Origin of the sequence: Devosia sp. UYZn731, assembly GCF_040546795.1 — a bacterium.
Lineage (GTDB): Bacteria > Pseudomonadota > Alphaproteobacteria > Rhizobiales > Devosiaceae > Devosia.
Window position 1 is genome coordinate 1 of the sequence record NZ_JBEPOL010000007.1, and the last position, 13,913, is coordinate 13,913.

Below are 13,913 nucleotides of genomic sequence, written 5' to 3' on the forward strand. Positions count from 1 at the left end.
TAAGTCTCAAGGCTTGGGAGAGTAGGTCGCTGCAAGGTCTGCCAAAAACGTATGAGTCTCAAATACAATGTCGAAACAAGAAAACCCCCAGTCAGAAATGACTGGGGGTTTTTGCGTTTAAGGCCAAAGGCAACCCCGCGCGGACTGTGCAGTCACCCGCATCAAGCAGTTGACAGCCACTTCGCCCCACAAACACCCTTCTCGGCCATCGGCCATCGGCCATCGGCCATCGGCCATCGGCCATCGGCCATCGGCCATCGGCCATCGGCCATCGGCCATCGGCCATCGGCAGGAGTGCATCGCGAAGAGGGAGAGGGAAGAGGGCATCGACGGGAGGCGGGGGCGGAGACGAAAGAGGGAAGAGGCAAGAGGAAAGAGGGAAGGGTTTTTGCTTATGAACTTCGCCTCGGACCCCCGGGGCGGGTGGCGACTTGGTTGGTTCCAAGTGCCCAAAGGCGCAGAAGGAAAAAGTGACGCCGTCTACCTATCTGGATAGTTGAACCATTTTGGGCCCCTCTCGAATATCTCATCGCGATGCTGTTCTTAACGTCCGGCCACAACCGCACGTCCGTTGGGAATTCAACGCGCTTGAAACTGGCAAACAGTGCGCGCGTATCTTTTTCTGCCTTGTTGGCAATGAGTAAATCGCCATTGTTCTTCAGGCTGATCAGGCCTTCGTCCCATTGCTTATTCACATCTTTGCTCATGGGCAGAACGTTTTGGATAATGTCCGGCCCGCCGGCATGGCGCGGCCATATATGGCCGACGTCGGTCCCGTATCTAAGCCCACTCAAATCCGGGAAACTCCTGCGTGTAAAGGCACACTCGGGACCGTAGGCATCCATCATCTCGAAGCGGAGTTGGCGATCTTGGACTTTCACGAGCCTCCCGCGATAGATCGGCGCCTGAGCGAGTGGTTGAACTTCCTTTTCACCAAAACCGCTGGGTATTACCCCAATCGTCACCAGCCCTTCGTGCTCCTGTTCAGTGACAGGGCGAATAGGACGGGAGTAGGTGTGGAAGGGCATCTCCGCCATTCCCAGGGCGCGAAGCTCTCTCAGTGTCACTACGCGAGTGAGCGGTTGCTGGTTATGCAGCGGTAGCCAGTACTTACTCCTGTTCGAAGGATCAGGTATTGGATCTCCCATAGCTGCGGTTCCGAAATAGCCGGGGGTATCTTCGTCCCGTGAGGCAAACAGCAGGATATCGTGCCCCGCAGCCTCAAGCGCAGTTTGTAGGCTGAAACGCGGTAAATGGAGAGCGCCGCTATTGGTGTCGACTTGGTCTAGGCGAACATTGACGACGTACGAGACCATAGTGCCGCTCAGCTGATAGCACTCGATAATACGTAGCCAGCCGTTACAACCTCGCTAATGCGTCAGCCGACGGGTGGAAAAGCGTTATGATTGCCCTGCGCGACTGACAATCGCACACTCTGCCGAATTTTTGGAGATCGAGGGCGCGCTTCGGGTTAGCTGAGCAGGTTGCCGATATCCGCGCGCAGCACCGGCAGGAGTTCGGCTTCGAACCAGGTATTCTGCTTCAGCCAGCCGCTGTTTCGCCAAGAGGGATGCGGCAAAGGGATGGTTCGGTGAGGGCCTGGGCGGTGATAGATTTTCCGCCAGTCCTGCACGGTGCGCGTTAGCCCGCCGGACATGTCCGAGCGGTCAAGGTATCGGCGTTGCGCATATTGGCCGATAAGGAGCAGCAGTTCGATGTTCGGCAAATGCGCAAAGACGGCGTCATGCCAGGCCGGAGCGCATTCGCGGCGCGGCGGCAGGTCGCCGCCCTTGGCGTCGTTTCCCGGAAAGCAGAAGCCCATGGGAATGAGCGCGACTTTTTCAGAATCGTAGAAATCGGCCTCGCCGATGCCGAGCCAAGCTCGTAAACGATCGCCTGAGGCGTCGGTAAATGGACGGCCCGATGCGTGTACTCGCGCGCCCGGCGCCTGGCCGACAATGCAGATGCGCGCTTGGGGCGACGCCTGGATAACCGGGCGTGGCTCGTGCGGAAGCTTCTCTCCGAAGTGCGGTGTGTCGCGGCAGATGCGGCAGGCGCGGATGCTCGCCAGCAGCGCCGCAAATTCGGCGGCCTGCCCCAATACAGGCTCGGCAGGTGGCTCACTCATCGTGCGACTCTCATTGGAGTGTTCCGGGCGAGCAGAGCATGGTGGAAGCCCGCCGGAGAAGATAAAACTCTCATAACACCCTAGCCAACTGGAGAGCCCAAATGAGCCGTACCACTGAAGAGAAGCGGGCCGCGTTTCGGGCGCTGCATCGGGAGGGATGTTTTGTGCTGCCCAATCCGTGGGATGTGGGCAGCGCGCGCATGTTGCAGCATTTGGGGTTCAGTGCGCTGGCGTCGACCAGTAGCGGGTATGCCTGGACCACTGGACGGCCGGATTACGCCACGACGCGCGACGACGTGCTGGAGCATTTGCGGGCGATGAGCGCGGCGGTCGATCTGCCGGTCAATGCGGATTTTGAGGCGGGATTTTCGAACACGAGCGAAGGCGTGGCGGAGAATGTGAGGCTTGCCATTGCGACCGGGATCGCCGCTCTGTCGATCGAGGACCGCGATGTGGACAATGGCAGGCTTTATGATCTGTCGACGGCGCTTGAACGGCTCAAGGCGGCGCGGTTGGCGATCGACCAGTCTGGCGAGGATGTGCTGCTGGTTGCCCGCACCGAGGGACTGCTGATCGACGGGGATGCGTTGACGCCGGCCATCGACAAGCTGGTGGCATTTGCTGATGCGGGGGCCGATTGTCTCTATGCCCCCGGCGTCGCCAGCAAGGAGGCAATCGCCACCATGGTGCGGGCCGTGGCGCCCAAGCCGCTCAATGTGCTGGTCTGGGATCCGGGCTGGGCGGTAAGCGAGATGGCCGATCTTGGCGTGCGACGTTTGAGCGTGGGCGGCTCGCTGGCCTCGGTGGGTTGGGCGTCAACCATGGCGGCGGCCACCGCAATCAAGGGCGGGTCGTTCGAGCCATTGAGGCACGGCGCATCCGGGCTCAATGGCATCTTCGAGAAATTCTCGGACAGGCGCTGAGAGGAATGCCGTCGGCAGGGTGAAGCGCCGGGCGGATCGTTTCGCGCTGCGCTTCACCCCTTGAGAGGCGACCAGTCGGGATCGGTGCTCATCATCCATGGATAGGAGAAGGCGGCGAAGCGTTCGGCGACGTCCACGGCATTGGGCACGCGGCTAGCGACCGCGGCGACCAGCGCCTCGATCAACGCCAGGATCGCGGTATCGGAGGGCGGGTTGTATTCGTGGTATGCCTCGACGAAGAGCGACAAGTCGCCCACTGCGGCCAAGGGCGAGTTCAGGTGGTCGGTGATGGTCAGCACCGGGATGCCGTGGCGCTTGGCGTGGCGGGTGACGACCACGGTGTCGCGCATATAAAGCGAGAAGGCGATGGCGATCACCAGGTCGTCGGGGCCGAACTTGAACAACTGGCGGGCCGCGCCAACGGTGCCGCCGCCATTCTCGATGGTGCGGGCATTGCCGCCGGTCAGCTCGATCCCCACTGCCAGGATATTGGCGAGGCTGGCGGCATTTTCGAAGCCGACGATGAAGATGCGCTTGGCCTTGACGATCATCTCCACGGCCCGTTCGGTCTTGTCGGGCGTCAGCTTGGCGATGGTGGCTTCGATATTGGCGATGTCTTCGCGCAATGAGGCGATCATCACGTCCTGAGGGCTGGCGCCTTCGGCCAGCTTCTGCTTGAGCTTTTCCACCGGCGCGAACAGCTTTTCGAAGCCGCGGATCAGCTCGTTGCGGAAGTCCGCATAGCCGGAAAAGCCGATCGTGGTGGCGAAGCGGTTGGCTGTGGCCACCGAAACCCCCACCGTTTCCACGGCTTCATGGATGCTCATCCGAGCCAGTTGCAGGGGCTCGGCCAACACAAAATCGGCGAATTGGCGCAGGGCAGCCGACAGCTTGGGATAGTGCGTCGCGATGCGCTCGGCCACCAGAGTTTGTGCAGGAAGCCCATTTTTTGGGCGGTTGTAAATTTCTGCCAAAATCATCCTCATTGGCGGTTGAATGTATTGTTACATATGCTAACGTCATCTGTAACAAAAATAACATTGCCTGGGGGGAGGCGCCGTCAAGCATCGGCGAACGTCCTGTTTTCGCTGCCAAGGAGCGTAACCGCAAATGACGAAGCTGCCATCTTTTTCTCTGACGCGCCGGCAAATGTTGGTCAGTCTGGCCGGTACGGGCCTGGCCATGAGCATTCCGGGTTGGGCCGTCAGCCAGACCCTGACGCCCGTCACCACGGCGCTGGGCTGGATTCCGAATGCCGAATACGCGGGGCTATGGGTCGCCATCGAAAACGGCTATTTCGCCGAAGAGGGCATCGATATCCACTATACGCCGGGCGGCCCCAACGCGCCGGGGGTGCTGGTGTCGCTGTCGGCCGGCGATGCGCAATTTGCTGGCGGGGACTGGATTCCGTTTCTGGAAGCAGTGGGCAAGGGCAATGATTTCGTGGTGCTCGGCGCCGCTTTCCCGATCAGCCCTGCGGCGCTGATCTCGCTGGCCAAGCATCCGGTCAAGGAGCCCAAGGACCTCGTGGGCATCCGCATTCTCAATCAGATGCCGGCCGACAAGAACACCGTGGATTTCATCCTCAACAAGGCCGGCCTGCCGCTCGACTATACGCTGGTGCCGACCGGCTTTTCGCCTGAGCCGCTGGTCGCGGGCGATGGCGATGCCTATTTCGCCTTCGCCACCAACCAACCCATTACGCTCGAAAATATGGGTCTCAAGCGCGATACCGATTTCTTCGTCACCCTGATGGCGGATCTGGGCTATGCCACGCCGGCCGGCATCATCATCGCCGACAAGAAATACGTCGCCGAAAACCGTCCGCTCGTTGTGGGATACCTCAAGGCTCTGGTGCGGGGCTGGATTGAGAACGGCAAGGACCCCAAGGTTGCGGCCCAACTGATCGTCGACAAATACGGCGCCGATTTCGGCCTCGAACTGGCCCAGCAGATTCGCCAGAACGAGCTCGGCCAGCCGCTGATCCAGGCTGCCGGTGCGCCCGGCCCATTCTGGTTCGATCCGGCCGTGGTGCAGACCACGATCGCGGAAATCGCCAAGTCGGCGGGTATCACCACCATGCCGCCCACCGAGCAGATCGTCGATCTCGGGCCGCTGGAGGAAGCGCTTGCCGCGATCAAATAAGGGGTTTTGAAGGGGACTAGTCCCCTTCACCCCTGTCCTTTTTCCGCACACACTGGAATGCTTATGACGGTCCCGGCCATTCGGCTTGATCATGTCGGCAAAAGCTTTGCGCTGGATGGCGGCAAGCAGTTTACCGCCCTATCGAATATCGATCTTTCCATCGGCAAGGGCGAGTTTGTTGCCCTGCTCGGGCCGTCCGGGTGCGGCAAGAGCACAATCCTGCGGCTGGTGGCGGCGCTGGAAGCGCCCAGCAGCGGCAGTGTCAGTATCGAAGGTGCCGATCCGCAGGCGCTGAGCCGCTCGCATCGGCTGGGCGTCGCCTTCCAGGATCATGCCCTGCTGCCGTGGCTGGATGTGCGGGCTAACGTGGCACTGCCATTCCAGGTCGCCGGCAAGAAGGTCGACACCGAGCGGGTCGAGGAGTTGATCCGGCTGGTTGGTCTGTCGGGCTTCGAAAAAGCCCGCCCGCGGCAGCTCTCGGGCGGCATGCGCCAGCGTGCTTCGATTGCCCGCGCCTTGGCGCTGCAGCCCGAAGTGCTGCTGCTCGACGAGCCGTTCGGCGCGCTCGATGCGGTGACGCGGCGGCAGATGAACGTGGAGTTGCAGCGCATCTGGAGCGCCCAGCGGATCACGACGCTGCTGGTCACCCATTCTGTGGATGAGGCGCTGTTCTTGGCCGATCGTGTCATCGTCATGAGTGGCCGCCCGGGTCGCATTATCCGCGATATCACAGTGCCGTTCGAGCGACCGCGCAAGCCCTCGGTGACGCGGGACCCGGCGTTCCACCAATTGGTGGATGAGCTCACCCTGGCCCTGGAACCGGAGGGCGAGGCGGAATGACGGCGCGCTCCGACGGGTTGCAGCGCTTCATGCTCGGGCTGGTTGGGATCGGCCTGTTCCTTGGCATGTGGCAGGTTATCGGGCTCTATCGGCTGGCGGGCCTGACCTGGCCGCCGCTGACCGACGTTCTGGCCTTTGTCGCCGATCCATCCAAGCGAACGCTGTTCGCGCGGGCCATCACGGCCAGCTTTACCGCGGTCATCACCGGCTATGGGCTTGGCGTGGTCGCGGGGATTGCCCTGGCCATGCTGGGCCGCGTCGCCACAGTGCTCAAACCGGGCCTCGATCGGTTGATCGCGGTGATCCACGCCATTCCGCTGGTGGCGCTGGCGCCGCTGTTCATGGTCGCGGCAAATCGCGACGCGACGCCGGCTTCGATCTCGGCGCTGGGCGTATTCTACATGATCTATGTCGCTGCCACGTCGGGCCTCAATGCGGCATCGGCGGCGCATCGCGACGTCTTCACCGCCCTCGGCGCCAGCCCGGTCACCCGCTTCCTGCGCCTGGAATTGCCCGCGGCATTACCCGCCATCGTCTCGGGCATGAAGCTGGCCATCCCCGTCGCCTTTATCGGCGCCATCGTTGGCGAGTGGTTCGGCGCCTCGCGCGGGCTGGGCTTGCTGATGGTGTCGGCGATGCAGAATTTCCAGATACCGCTGCTGTGGAGCGCGGTGCTGATCGTGACCGCCTCGTCACTTGCGCTGTTCGGCCTGATGAGTCTCGTCGAACGCCTTACTTATGGACGCTATCAATGAGCGGCGTGATCAAGGGCTTCGGCAGTTTCCTGTCCAACTATTGGGGCGTCATCGCCATCCTCGTTTTGTGGGAGGCCTGGGTCAATATTTCGGGGCTCAACGCCATCGTGCTGCCCAGCCCGGCCAGCGTGTTCCTCGATCTGGCCTCCGCGCCCGGCCTCTACGCCGCCAATGCGGCGCAGACCTTTATCGTGGCGCTGCTCGGGCTGATCCTGGGCCTCGCCGGTGGCATCCTGCTGGCGCTGGCTGCCTGGGCATCGCGTCTGCTCAACGGGCTGTTGACCCCGCTGGGGCTGATCTTTTCCTGCGTGCCGGTGGTGGCGCTGATCCCGATCATTGCCCGCCTGCTGGGCTATGACATGCGCACCGAAGTCGCCATCGTCGCCATTGCGGCGTTTTTTCCAACATTCGTCTTTGTCGGCGCTGGCCTGCGTGCCCTGCCGCCGGGCAGCGACGATTTGTTCAAGGTGTTCGGCGCCAACCGCACCCAGCGCTTCCTGCGCCTGGTGTTGCCGGCCGCCGTGCCCAACCTGATGATCGCGCTGCGCCTCACCGCGCCCGAAGCGATCCTGGCGGCAATTCTGGCCGAACTGCTGATGGGTACGTCGGGGCTGGGCTTCATGTTCCGCGAGGCCTCGGGACGCTTCGCCATGGAGCGCGCCTTCGGCACCTCGATCATCGCCACTATCACCGCCGTGATCTGCTTCGGGCTGGTGATGGCCGCCGAACGGCGCGTCGCGGCGCGCTGGCAATAACCTCTTTAATCTCAGGAGCCATTCTCATGGTCAAAGTGCAGCAACCCCCCGATCCCTGGCAGCGGACTACGACCGAAAACGGCTTTGCTGCCGACGAGGTGATTTCGGCGCTGCAAAAATGCACGCGCCGCGGCATGACCGAAAACGTGCTGCTGCTGGGCTGGGAGATGTACATAACAAGCCCCGAAATGGAAGAAATGCTGTGGTCCCGCCTCTGCGTCATCGCGGTTGAGGATATCGGCTTCGGCAATCTCGACGCGCCGGTGCTGGTGGAAACGCTCTACCAGCAGCACAAGCGCTATCCCCGCCCAACCGGCGACCGCTTCCTGTTCGCCGTCCACGCCATTCGGGTGCTGACCGGCAGCAAGAAGGATCGCACCAGCGACGACATGACCAATTGGGCCAAGCGCGTGGTGGAACTGGGCGAACGCGTGGCGGAAATCCCCGATGTGGCGCTCGACATGCATACCCGCCGCGGCCAGGAAATGGGCCGCGACTATTACTTCTTCATGTCGGAGGCTTCCAAGGTGATCCCCGAGATCAACGACAAGGACCACAAATACCGCGACTGGATCATGGCGGCCCTGGCCGACGGGAAGCTGGTATGACGCCCACCCACAAGGTCTATATCGCCGGCCCCGAAGTGTTCCTGCCCAATGGCGGCGAGCAGATGGCGCTCAAGGGCAAGATGGCGCTGGAGCATGGGTTTTTCCCCAGCACCATGGCCGAAGACGCGCTCGATCCGACCGGCGTTACGCCGTTCGCCTTTGGCTGCCAGATCAGCGCGGCCAATGAGGCGATGATGCGCGATGCGGATCTCGTCATCGCCAACCTAACCCCGTTCCGCGGCATTTCCGCCGATATCGGCACTGCATTCGAAGTCGGCTTCATGTGCGCGCTACGCAAGCCGGCCTTCGGCTACACCAATACCACGCGCGGCTATTTCGAACGCCTGTCCGAAGATTTCTACCACGGCGCGACCCGCAAGGACGCCCAGGGCGTCATGCGTGGCCGCGATGGGCTGATGCTGGAAGACCACGGCATGGTCGATAACCTGATGCTCGATGGCGGCATCGAGGCGTTGGGCTGCGTGCTGGTCCAGCGCCAAGTATCGCCCGAGCGGCTGCTGCAGGATCTCGACGCGTTCCAGGAGTGCCTGCGCCTGGCGCGGGCGCATATGGACAGGATTAGCTAACGCGATCGGCTGGGGCAAAGTCAGAGAGACAAGCCCCGGTCGCCAATGCGATCCGGGGCTCAAGATGAAGGTGAGCATTGCCTTCGGCGGTTGGCCCGCCCGGCAGCGCAGGTATGCCACCTTCATTGCCGAAGACATTGACGACCTTACCGTTGGCGACAGCCTCGTTGTAGCGGTTGAGCGTGGCGGTATGGAGCGCCATGCCGGCCACCTTGGCGACGTCCAGCGCGCTGGACCGCACTCCATCCCATCTTTCAAGACCTAACACGCAGTCGCCAAAACCGGACATTCCGTAGAGATGGCAACGGCCTGCCCAATCGAGTACCGGCCTCGACATAACGGCCGCACGAAGCCCGTGCTGTCGAGCCCTGTGACTATTCCGGGCTATGTATCCCACGTGGCCGCTCGTGGGCCCACAAGGAGAAGCGCCCTGGTCAATGCCGCCCATGGACACCCGAACCTGATTTCGATATGAAGTTTTAGTTCAAGAATATCGTTTTGGTGAAAAAAAATGTCAGAAACGTTATCGATCACCTCGGCCGTTCTTGCCGCTGCAGATGACCAACGCCCCGCAATCGCTGATGCCTACCACCAAGCGTTCGGATTCACCGTAGATCGAAGCGAAGCCTATATCGATCAAGTGGGTATCGAGAATTTTCGGGTTCTGACCGTGGAAGGCCAGCTTGCGGCGGTCATGGCGGTAATCGATACGGCGCACTGGCTGGGTGGCAGGCCCGTGAGCGCCGTCAATATTGCTCATGTGGCGGTCAACCCGGCATGGCGTGGGTCCGGCGTGGCGGGGCGGTTTCTCGAGCAGGTCTGCGCAGAGGCTGCGGCAAAGGGCACTGGCCTGGCCACACTGTTTGCCTCCACGCGCCCCGTCTATCGCCGGGCCGGGTTTGCACTGGCGGGTCTTGAAATGGTCTATGAGGCGGACACATCCGCTCTGCCCAGGGCGCGCGACACCGGCTTTGTACGAATGAAGGGGGACGAGGCAATGGCCTCTATCTCCGCGCTCTATAAGCAGCACTGCGAGGAAGACGCTGGTCCGCTGCGTCGCAATCCAGCCCATTGGGCGAACCTGCTGGCCGGCGGTCCGTCGATCTACGTTAGCACCGCCGCCGATGCAGCAGGTTATCTGGTGCTCGACACGTCCAATTCGGAGTGCCTCGTGGTCCGCGATTGGGTGGCGCTCAATGGCAAGGCTGCGACGCATCTCCTGAGCCTGATTGGAACGTTTTCGTCCGTTTATCCGCGGGTGACCTGGCATGGCGCGCCGCAGGATGCCCTTGTCTTTGCCATGCCCGACAAGGGCTGGCGTCTGCTGCATCAGGAGGAATGGTTGGCGCGCGTGCTGGACCCGGTCAGGGCGATGCAGGAGCGCGGTTATTCCGCCGACGGTACGATTGGTATCGATCTCATGTCTCCGGCAGGAGACACCAGGCTGGCGATCGATGTTCGCGGTGGGCACGGGACCTGTAATCAACGCGACACTGACCTGCCGACCGTCCGAATGGCTCTAAGCGACTTTGGCACCCTGTTGACGGGCCATCGTTCCGCGCGATTTTTGCAACGCGCCGGTATATTAGCGGGTGACGCCACAGCGATAAGGTTGTGCGAGACCCTGTTTGCCGGACCTGCGCCCTGGGTCGGCGAGCACTTCTGACGGAGCCACCATGCAAAGCGCCCTCATTGCCAACATCCGCTCGGCGGCACCCAACATGACGCCGGCTTTGGCTCGTGTTGCCGACCATGTGCTGGGCAACGCCCAGGCAGTACTCTACCAGAGCATCACCGAACTGGCGGAGGAGGCCAGTTCGTCCGAAGCCAGCGTCATGCGCTTCTGCCGCGAGCTCGGCTTCACCGGGTTTCAGAATTTCAAACTGATGCTGGCGCAGGAACTCGCCACGCAGGGGCTGGCCAACACTCCTGTCACGGGCGCCGACTCCGTGCAGTCGCTGATCGAGACCGCCAAGATTGCGCTGGACGAGACTGAAAGGCTGCTCGACCGCTCGGTGCTGGCGACCGTCGCCGGCGAACTGCTGGCCGCCAAACAGATCGAGATTTTTGGCGTCGCCGCCTCCGCCATTACCGCTCAGTATCTCGAATACAAGCTGACGCGTCTCGGGCTGCGCGCGCGCGCCGTGGCTGACGCTCACCTTGCCACGATGATCGCGGCAACCTCCGATTCGACGTCGGTCCACATCCTGGTATCGAGTTCGGGCTCGACCATCGACACGGTGCGCGTCGCTGAACTGGCGCACAGCAGAGGCGCCCGGACGATCATCATCACCAACCGTTCCAAGAGCCCGCTGGCGGCGACCAGCGATCATGTGTTGCTCGCATCTTGGCCCGAAACACCGCTGACCGGTGGCGCATTTCCATCCAAGATCAGCCAACTGCTGATCGTTGATGCGCTGGTGGCTCATATCACCGCCGCCGATCCCGACCGGGTCGACATCATCAACGAGACAGCGAGCAGCGTCAGTGACCGCAACTTCTGATCGTGACGTCCTCGCCATCGATATCGGTGGCACCAAGATTGCGCTGGCCATCGTTTCGGGCGGGGTAGTGACACACAGGCTGCAGATGGCGACGCCACGCTCAGGGCGCGGGGCAGACATCGTCGAGGCCATCGCCAGCCAGGCTACACTTTTGCCCGTCACTCTCGCCGCCGGCGTGGCGACAACGGGCATTGTGGATGGCGGACAGCTGACGGCGCTCAATCCGTCCACTTTGCCAATCGAGGACCGGTTCCCACTGGTTGCGGCGCTGGAGGCGAGGCTGTCGCGACCCGTTCTGGCTATCAACGATGCTCAGGCTGCCGCCTGCGCTGAGTATCGACTGGGCGCGGGGCAGGGGGCCGAACGCATGGCGTTCATCACCGTGTCCACCGGTATTGGCGCCGGCATCGTGCTCGATGGTCGGTTGCAGTCTGGCAGTCGCGGCCTCGCCGGACATGTCGGGCACATGGTGAGCGATCCCAACGGCCCGGTCTGCGGCTGTGGTCGGCGCGGCTGCGTCGAGCGGCTGGCTTCCGGCAGCGCCATCGCGCTGCTGGCCAGCGAAATGTTGCGGCGCAACGTAGCAGCACCGGAGGTGTTCGCCGCGTCCGCCGCCGGTGACGATCGCTGTACGCAGCTGCTCGACCAGGCAGCTACAGCGCTAGCAGGCACTCTCTGCGACCTTGTGGCCAGCCTTGATCTCGAGCGGATCGTGCTTGGCGGCGGCGTCGGGCTTGCCGATGGGTTCCTGACCAGGCTGCAGGCTGCGGTTTCCCGGCAGCCGGTTATCTACCGCCGCCAGATCGTTCGCGCAGCAATGGGTGCCGATGCGGGGCTGATCGGTGTCGCCAGTCTGGTGAGTGACGGAAAATTTCATTGAAGAATTTTTATTGACGAAAATAGTCGTCCTTGTTAACGATGGGTCGCATAGGCTCAGGAGTTCGGATGACTATCTCCGCCCAAACGTTACGAGATCGGTTGCGCGGCCAGCTGGTGGTGTCGTGCCAAGCGGCTGCCGGCAGACCGCTCGATGCGACGCCCCACATCGTGGCGTTGGCACAGTCGGCGCTTCTTGGCGGCGCCAGGGCCGTGCGGATCGAAGGCATTGCCAATGTCCGTGGTGTCCGCGCCGCAATCGAGGTGCCGATCGTTGGCATCGTCAAGGCCCAGCATCCCGGTTTCGAGGCGTTCATCACCACCCAGGTCGACGAGGTCGATGCGCTGGCTGATGCCGGCGCCGATATCATCGCTTTCGACGCGACCGATCGGGCACGGCCGGTGCCAGTCGCCGATGTGGTGGCCGCCATCCTGCGGCGCGGTTGCGTCGCCATGGCCGATATCAGCACCATTGCCGAAGCCCGCATTGCCATTGCGGCTGGCGCCCATGTCGTCGGCACGACGTTGGCTGGTTACACCGATTATTCCGCCAAGCTCGCCGGCCCCGATTTTCCACTGATGACGGCGCTGGCCGCCGCACGGCTGCCCTTTGTTGCCGAGGGCCGTATCTGGGAGCCTGCCGAAGCAGCACATGCCATTGCCCTCGGCGCAGAATTCGTGGTCGTCGGCTCGGCGATCACTCGCCCCGACGACATTACCCGCCGCTATGCCGACGCCGTTGCCGCGGCTCAGCCTCGTTTTGGAGAAACCGCATGACCACTCAATTTCGCGTCGCCGTCATCGGAGCAGGCTTCATGGGCTCGATGCACGCCTCGATCTTTGCGCGCGAGCCACGCGCCAAACTAGTCGCCATTGTCGATTTTAATATCGAACTCGCCCGTTCGGTGGCAGCAAAGCTCGGTCCGGACGTGAAGGCATATGCCAGCCATGAGGACCTGCTGGCCAACGAAGAACTCGACCTCGTCAGTATCTGCACGCCGGACCATCTGCATTTGCAGCCAGCGCTCGATATCGCCGCCAAGGGCATCAACCTGTTTGTCGAAAAGCCGATCGCCTCCACCATCGAGGACGGCCACAAGATCGTCGATGCCTGTAAGGCGGCCGGTGTGAAGCTGGGCATCGGCTATCTGCTGCGCTTCGATCCGCGTTACTTCAAGGCGCGCGAACTCATCCAGTCTGGCAAGATCGGCACGCCGATCCACATCTATACCCGCCGCAACAGCGCGCGCACCGAAGGCCCCAAGCGCTATGGCGGCACCCTGCCGCTGGCGCTTCACGTCACCGTGCACGACGTCGATCTGGTGCTGTGGATGCTGGAGGGACAGACGCCGGTTTCCGTCTATGCCCAGCAGACCGATATCCTCCTTGGCGAGATCGGCACGCAGGACACTATTGCCGCCATGGTCCGCTTCTCGGGTGGCACGCTGGTGAACTTCGAGAGCGCCTGGTCGCTGCCGGCCGGGGCGCGTCACATGATCGATGCCCGCATGGAGCTGATCGGCACCGAGGGCTCGTTCGAAGTGCAGTGCGGCGATAGCGGCCTCTACTTTGCCGACAACCAGACATCGCGCGAGATTGATACCCAGCACTGGCCGATGTTCGGCGACACGGTGGGCGGCGATCTGCGCCAGCAATTGAGCAGCGTGCTCGAATGGCTCGATGGCAAACCTTCGCAGGTGGCCACGGGCGAGGAAGCACTGCGCTCCTTGGAATTGACGCGCGCCATGATCCGTTCCGCCGAGAGTGGGCTGGTGGAACGGCTCTAGCGTCG

16 protein-coding genes are annotated in these 13,913 nt (G+C 62.4%); 12 read left to right on the forward strand and 4 right to left on the reverse strand.

Annotated features, from left to right (window positions below):
* Positions 1-392 precede the first annotated feature (392 nt).
* Both ABIB57_RS17475 and ABIB57_RS17480 read right to left on the reverse strand, forming a co-directional pair.
* Positions 393-1,316: an HNH endonuclease signature motif containing protein gene (locus tag ABIB57_RS17475; RefSeq protein WP_354042449.1), complete on the reverse strand. Its 924-nt coding sequence runs from the start codon at positions 1,314-1,316 to the stop codon at positions 393-395.
* 155 nt (positions 1,317-1,471) lie between these two features.
* Positions 1,472-2,128, reverse strand: coding sequence for a uracil-DNA glycosylase family protein (locus ABIB57_RS17480; RefSeq protein WP_502914420.1), 657 nt, complete (start codon positions 2,126-2,128; stop codon positions 1,472-1,474).
* Between the two features lie 101 nt (positions 2,129-2,229).
* On the opposite strand from ABIB57_RS17480, the gene ABIB57_RS17485 reads away from it, so the two are divergent.
* A complete protein-coding gene (locus ABIB57_RS17485) occupies positions 2,230-3,051 on the forward strand; it encodes an isocitrate lyase/PEP mutase family protein (protein WP_354042452.1) in 822 nt (273 codons plus the stop codon).
* A 53-nt stretch (positions 3,052-3,104) separates the two neighbouring features.
* Here ABIB57_RS17485 and ABIB57_RS17490 read toward each other — a convergent pair whose 3' ends face one another.
* Positions 3,105-3,974, reverse strand: coding sequence for a MurR/RpiR family transcriptional regulator (locus tag ABIB57_RS17490; RefSeq protein WP_354042453.1), 870 nt, complete (start codon positions 3,972-3,974; stop codon positions 3,105-3,107).
* Between the two features lie 187 nt (positions 3,975-4,161).
* Here ABIB57_RS17490 and ABIB57_RS17495 point away from each other — a divergent pair, with 187 nt between their 5' ends.
* The 6 genes from ABIB57_RS17495 (at position 4,162) to ABIB57_RS17520 (ending at position 8,741) form a co-directional block, all read left to right on the forward strand.
* The gene (locus ABIB57_RS17495; RefSeq protein ID WP_354042454.1) at positions 4,162-5,196 is read left to right on the forward strand and encodes an ABC transporter substrate-binding protein; all 1,035 of its coding nucleotides are present in this window, start codon (positions 4,162-4,164) and stop codon (positions 5,194-5,196) included.
* Positions 5,197-5,259: 63 nt separating this feature from the next.
* On the forward strand, positions 5,260-6,036 hold the full coding sequence (locus ABIB57_RS17500; protein ID WP_354042455.1) for an ABC transporter ATP-binding protein: 777 nt from the start codon (positions 5,260-5,262) through the stop codon (positions 6,034-6,036).
* Complete coding sequence (locus ABIB57_RS17505) at positions 6,033-6,791, forward strand: ABC transporter permease (protein WP_354042456.1); 759 nt, start codon at positions 6,033-6,035, stop codon at positions 6,789-6,791. The genes ABIB57_RS17500 and ABIB57_RS17505 overlap by 4 nt, the downstream gene beginning before the upstream one ends.
* On the forward strand, positions 6,788-7,546 hold the full coding sequence (locus tag ABIB57_RS17510) for an ABC transporter permease (RefSeq protein ID WP_354042457.1): 759 nt from the start codon (positions 6,788-6,790) through the stop codon (positions 7,544-7,546). Before ABIB57_RS17505 ends, ABIB57_RS17510 begins: the two co-directional genes overlap by 4 nt.
* 26 nt (positions 7,547-7,572) lie before the next feature.
* The gene (locus ABIB57_RS17515) at positions 7,573-8,154 is read left to right on the forward strand and encodes an AAA family ATPase (RefSeq protein ID WP_354042458.1); all 582 of its coding nucleotides are present in this window, start codon (positions 7,573-7,575) and stop codon (positions 8,152-8,154) included.
* Positions 8,151-8,741: a nucleoside 2-deoxyribosyltransferase gene (locus ABIB57_RS17520; RefSeq protein WP_354042459.1), complete on the forward strand. Its 591-nt coding sequence runs from the start codon at positions 8,151-8,153 to the stop codon at positions 8,739-8,741. Before ABIB57_RS17515 ends, ABIB57_RS17520 begins: the two co-directional genes overlap by 4 nt.
* On the opposite strand, the gene ABIB57_RS17525 is transcribed toward ABIB57_RS17520, so the two are convergent.
* Positions 8,734-8,982: a hypothetical protein gene (locus ABIB57_RS17525; protein ID WP_354042460.1), complete on the reverse strand. Its 249-nt coding sequence runs from the start codon at positions 8,980-8,982 to the stop codon at positions 8,734-8,736. The two genes, ABIB57_RS17520 and ABIB57_RS17525, sit on opposite strands and share 8 nt — an antisense overlap.
* A 270-nt stretch (positions 8,983-9,252) precedes the next feature.
* Here ABIB57_RS17525 and ABIB57_RS17530 point away from each other — a divergent pair, with 270 nt between their 5' ends.
* From ABIB57_RS17530 to ABIB57_RS17550, 5 genes are all read left to right on the forward strand, one after another.
* On the forward strand, positions 9,253-10,407 hold the full coding sequence (locus ABIB57_RS17530; RefSeq protein WP_354042461.1) for a GNAT family N-acetyltransferase: 1,155 nt from the start codon (positions 9,253-9,255) through the stop codon (positions 10,405-10,407).
* 10 nt (positions 10,408-10,417) lie between these two features.
* Positions 10,418-11,245 (forward strand): MurR/RpiR family transcriptional regulator, encoded by an 828-nt coding sequence (locus ABIB57_RS17535; protein WP_354042462.1) that lies wholly within the window; start codon positions 10,418-10,420, stop codon positions 11,243-11,245.
* Positions 11,229-12,125 carry an N-acetylmannosamine kinase gene (locus ABIB57_RS17540; protein WP_354042463.1) on the forward strand — a complete coding sequence of 299 codons (897 nt, stop codon included), beginning with the start codon at positions 11,229-11,231 and terminating at the stop codon, positions 12,123-12,125. Before ABIB57_RS17535 ends, ABIB57_RS17540 begins: the two co-directional genes overlap by 17 nt.
* A gap of 65 nt (positions 12,126-12,190) precedes the next feature.
* Positions 12,191-12,898 carry an N-acetylmannosamine-6-phosphate 2-epimerase gene (locus tag ABIB57_RS17545; RefSeq protein ID WP_354042465.1) on the forward strand — a complete coding sequence of 236 codons (708 nt, stop codon included), beginning with the start codon at positions 12,191-12,193 and terminating at the stop codon, positions 12,896-12,898.
* Positions 12,895-13,908 carry a Gfo/Idh/MocA family protein gene (locus ABIB57_RS17550; RefSeq protein WP_354042466.1) on the forward strand — a complete coding sequence of 338 codons (1,014 nt, stop codon included), beginning with the start codon at positions 12,895-12,897 and terminating at the stop codon, positions 13,906-13,908. The genes ABIB57_RS17545 and ABIB57_RS17550 overlap by 4 nt, the downstream gene beginning before the upstream one ends.
* Positions 13,909-13,913 lie beyond the last annotated feature (5 nt).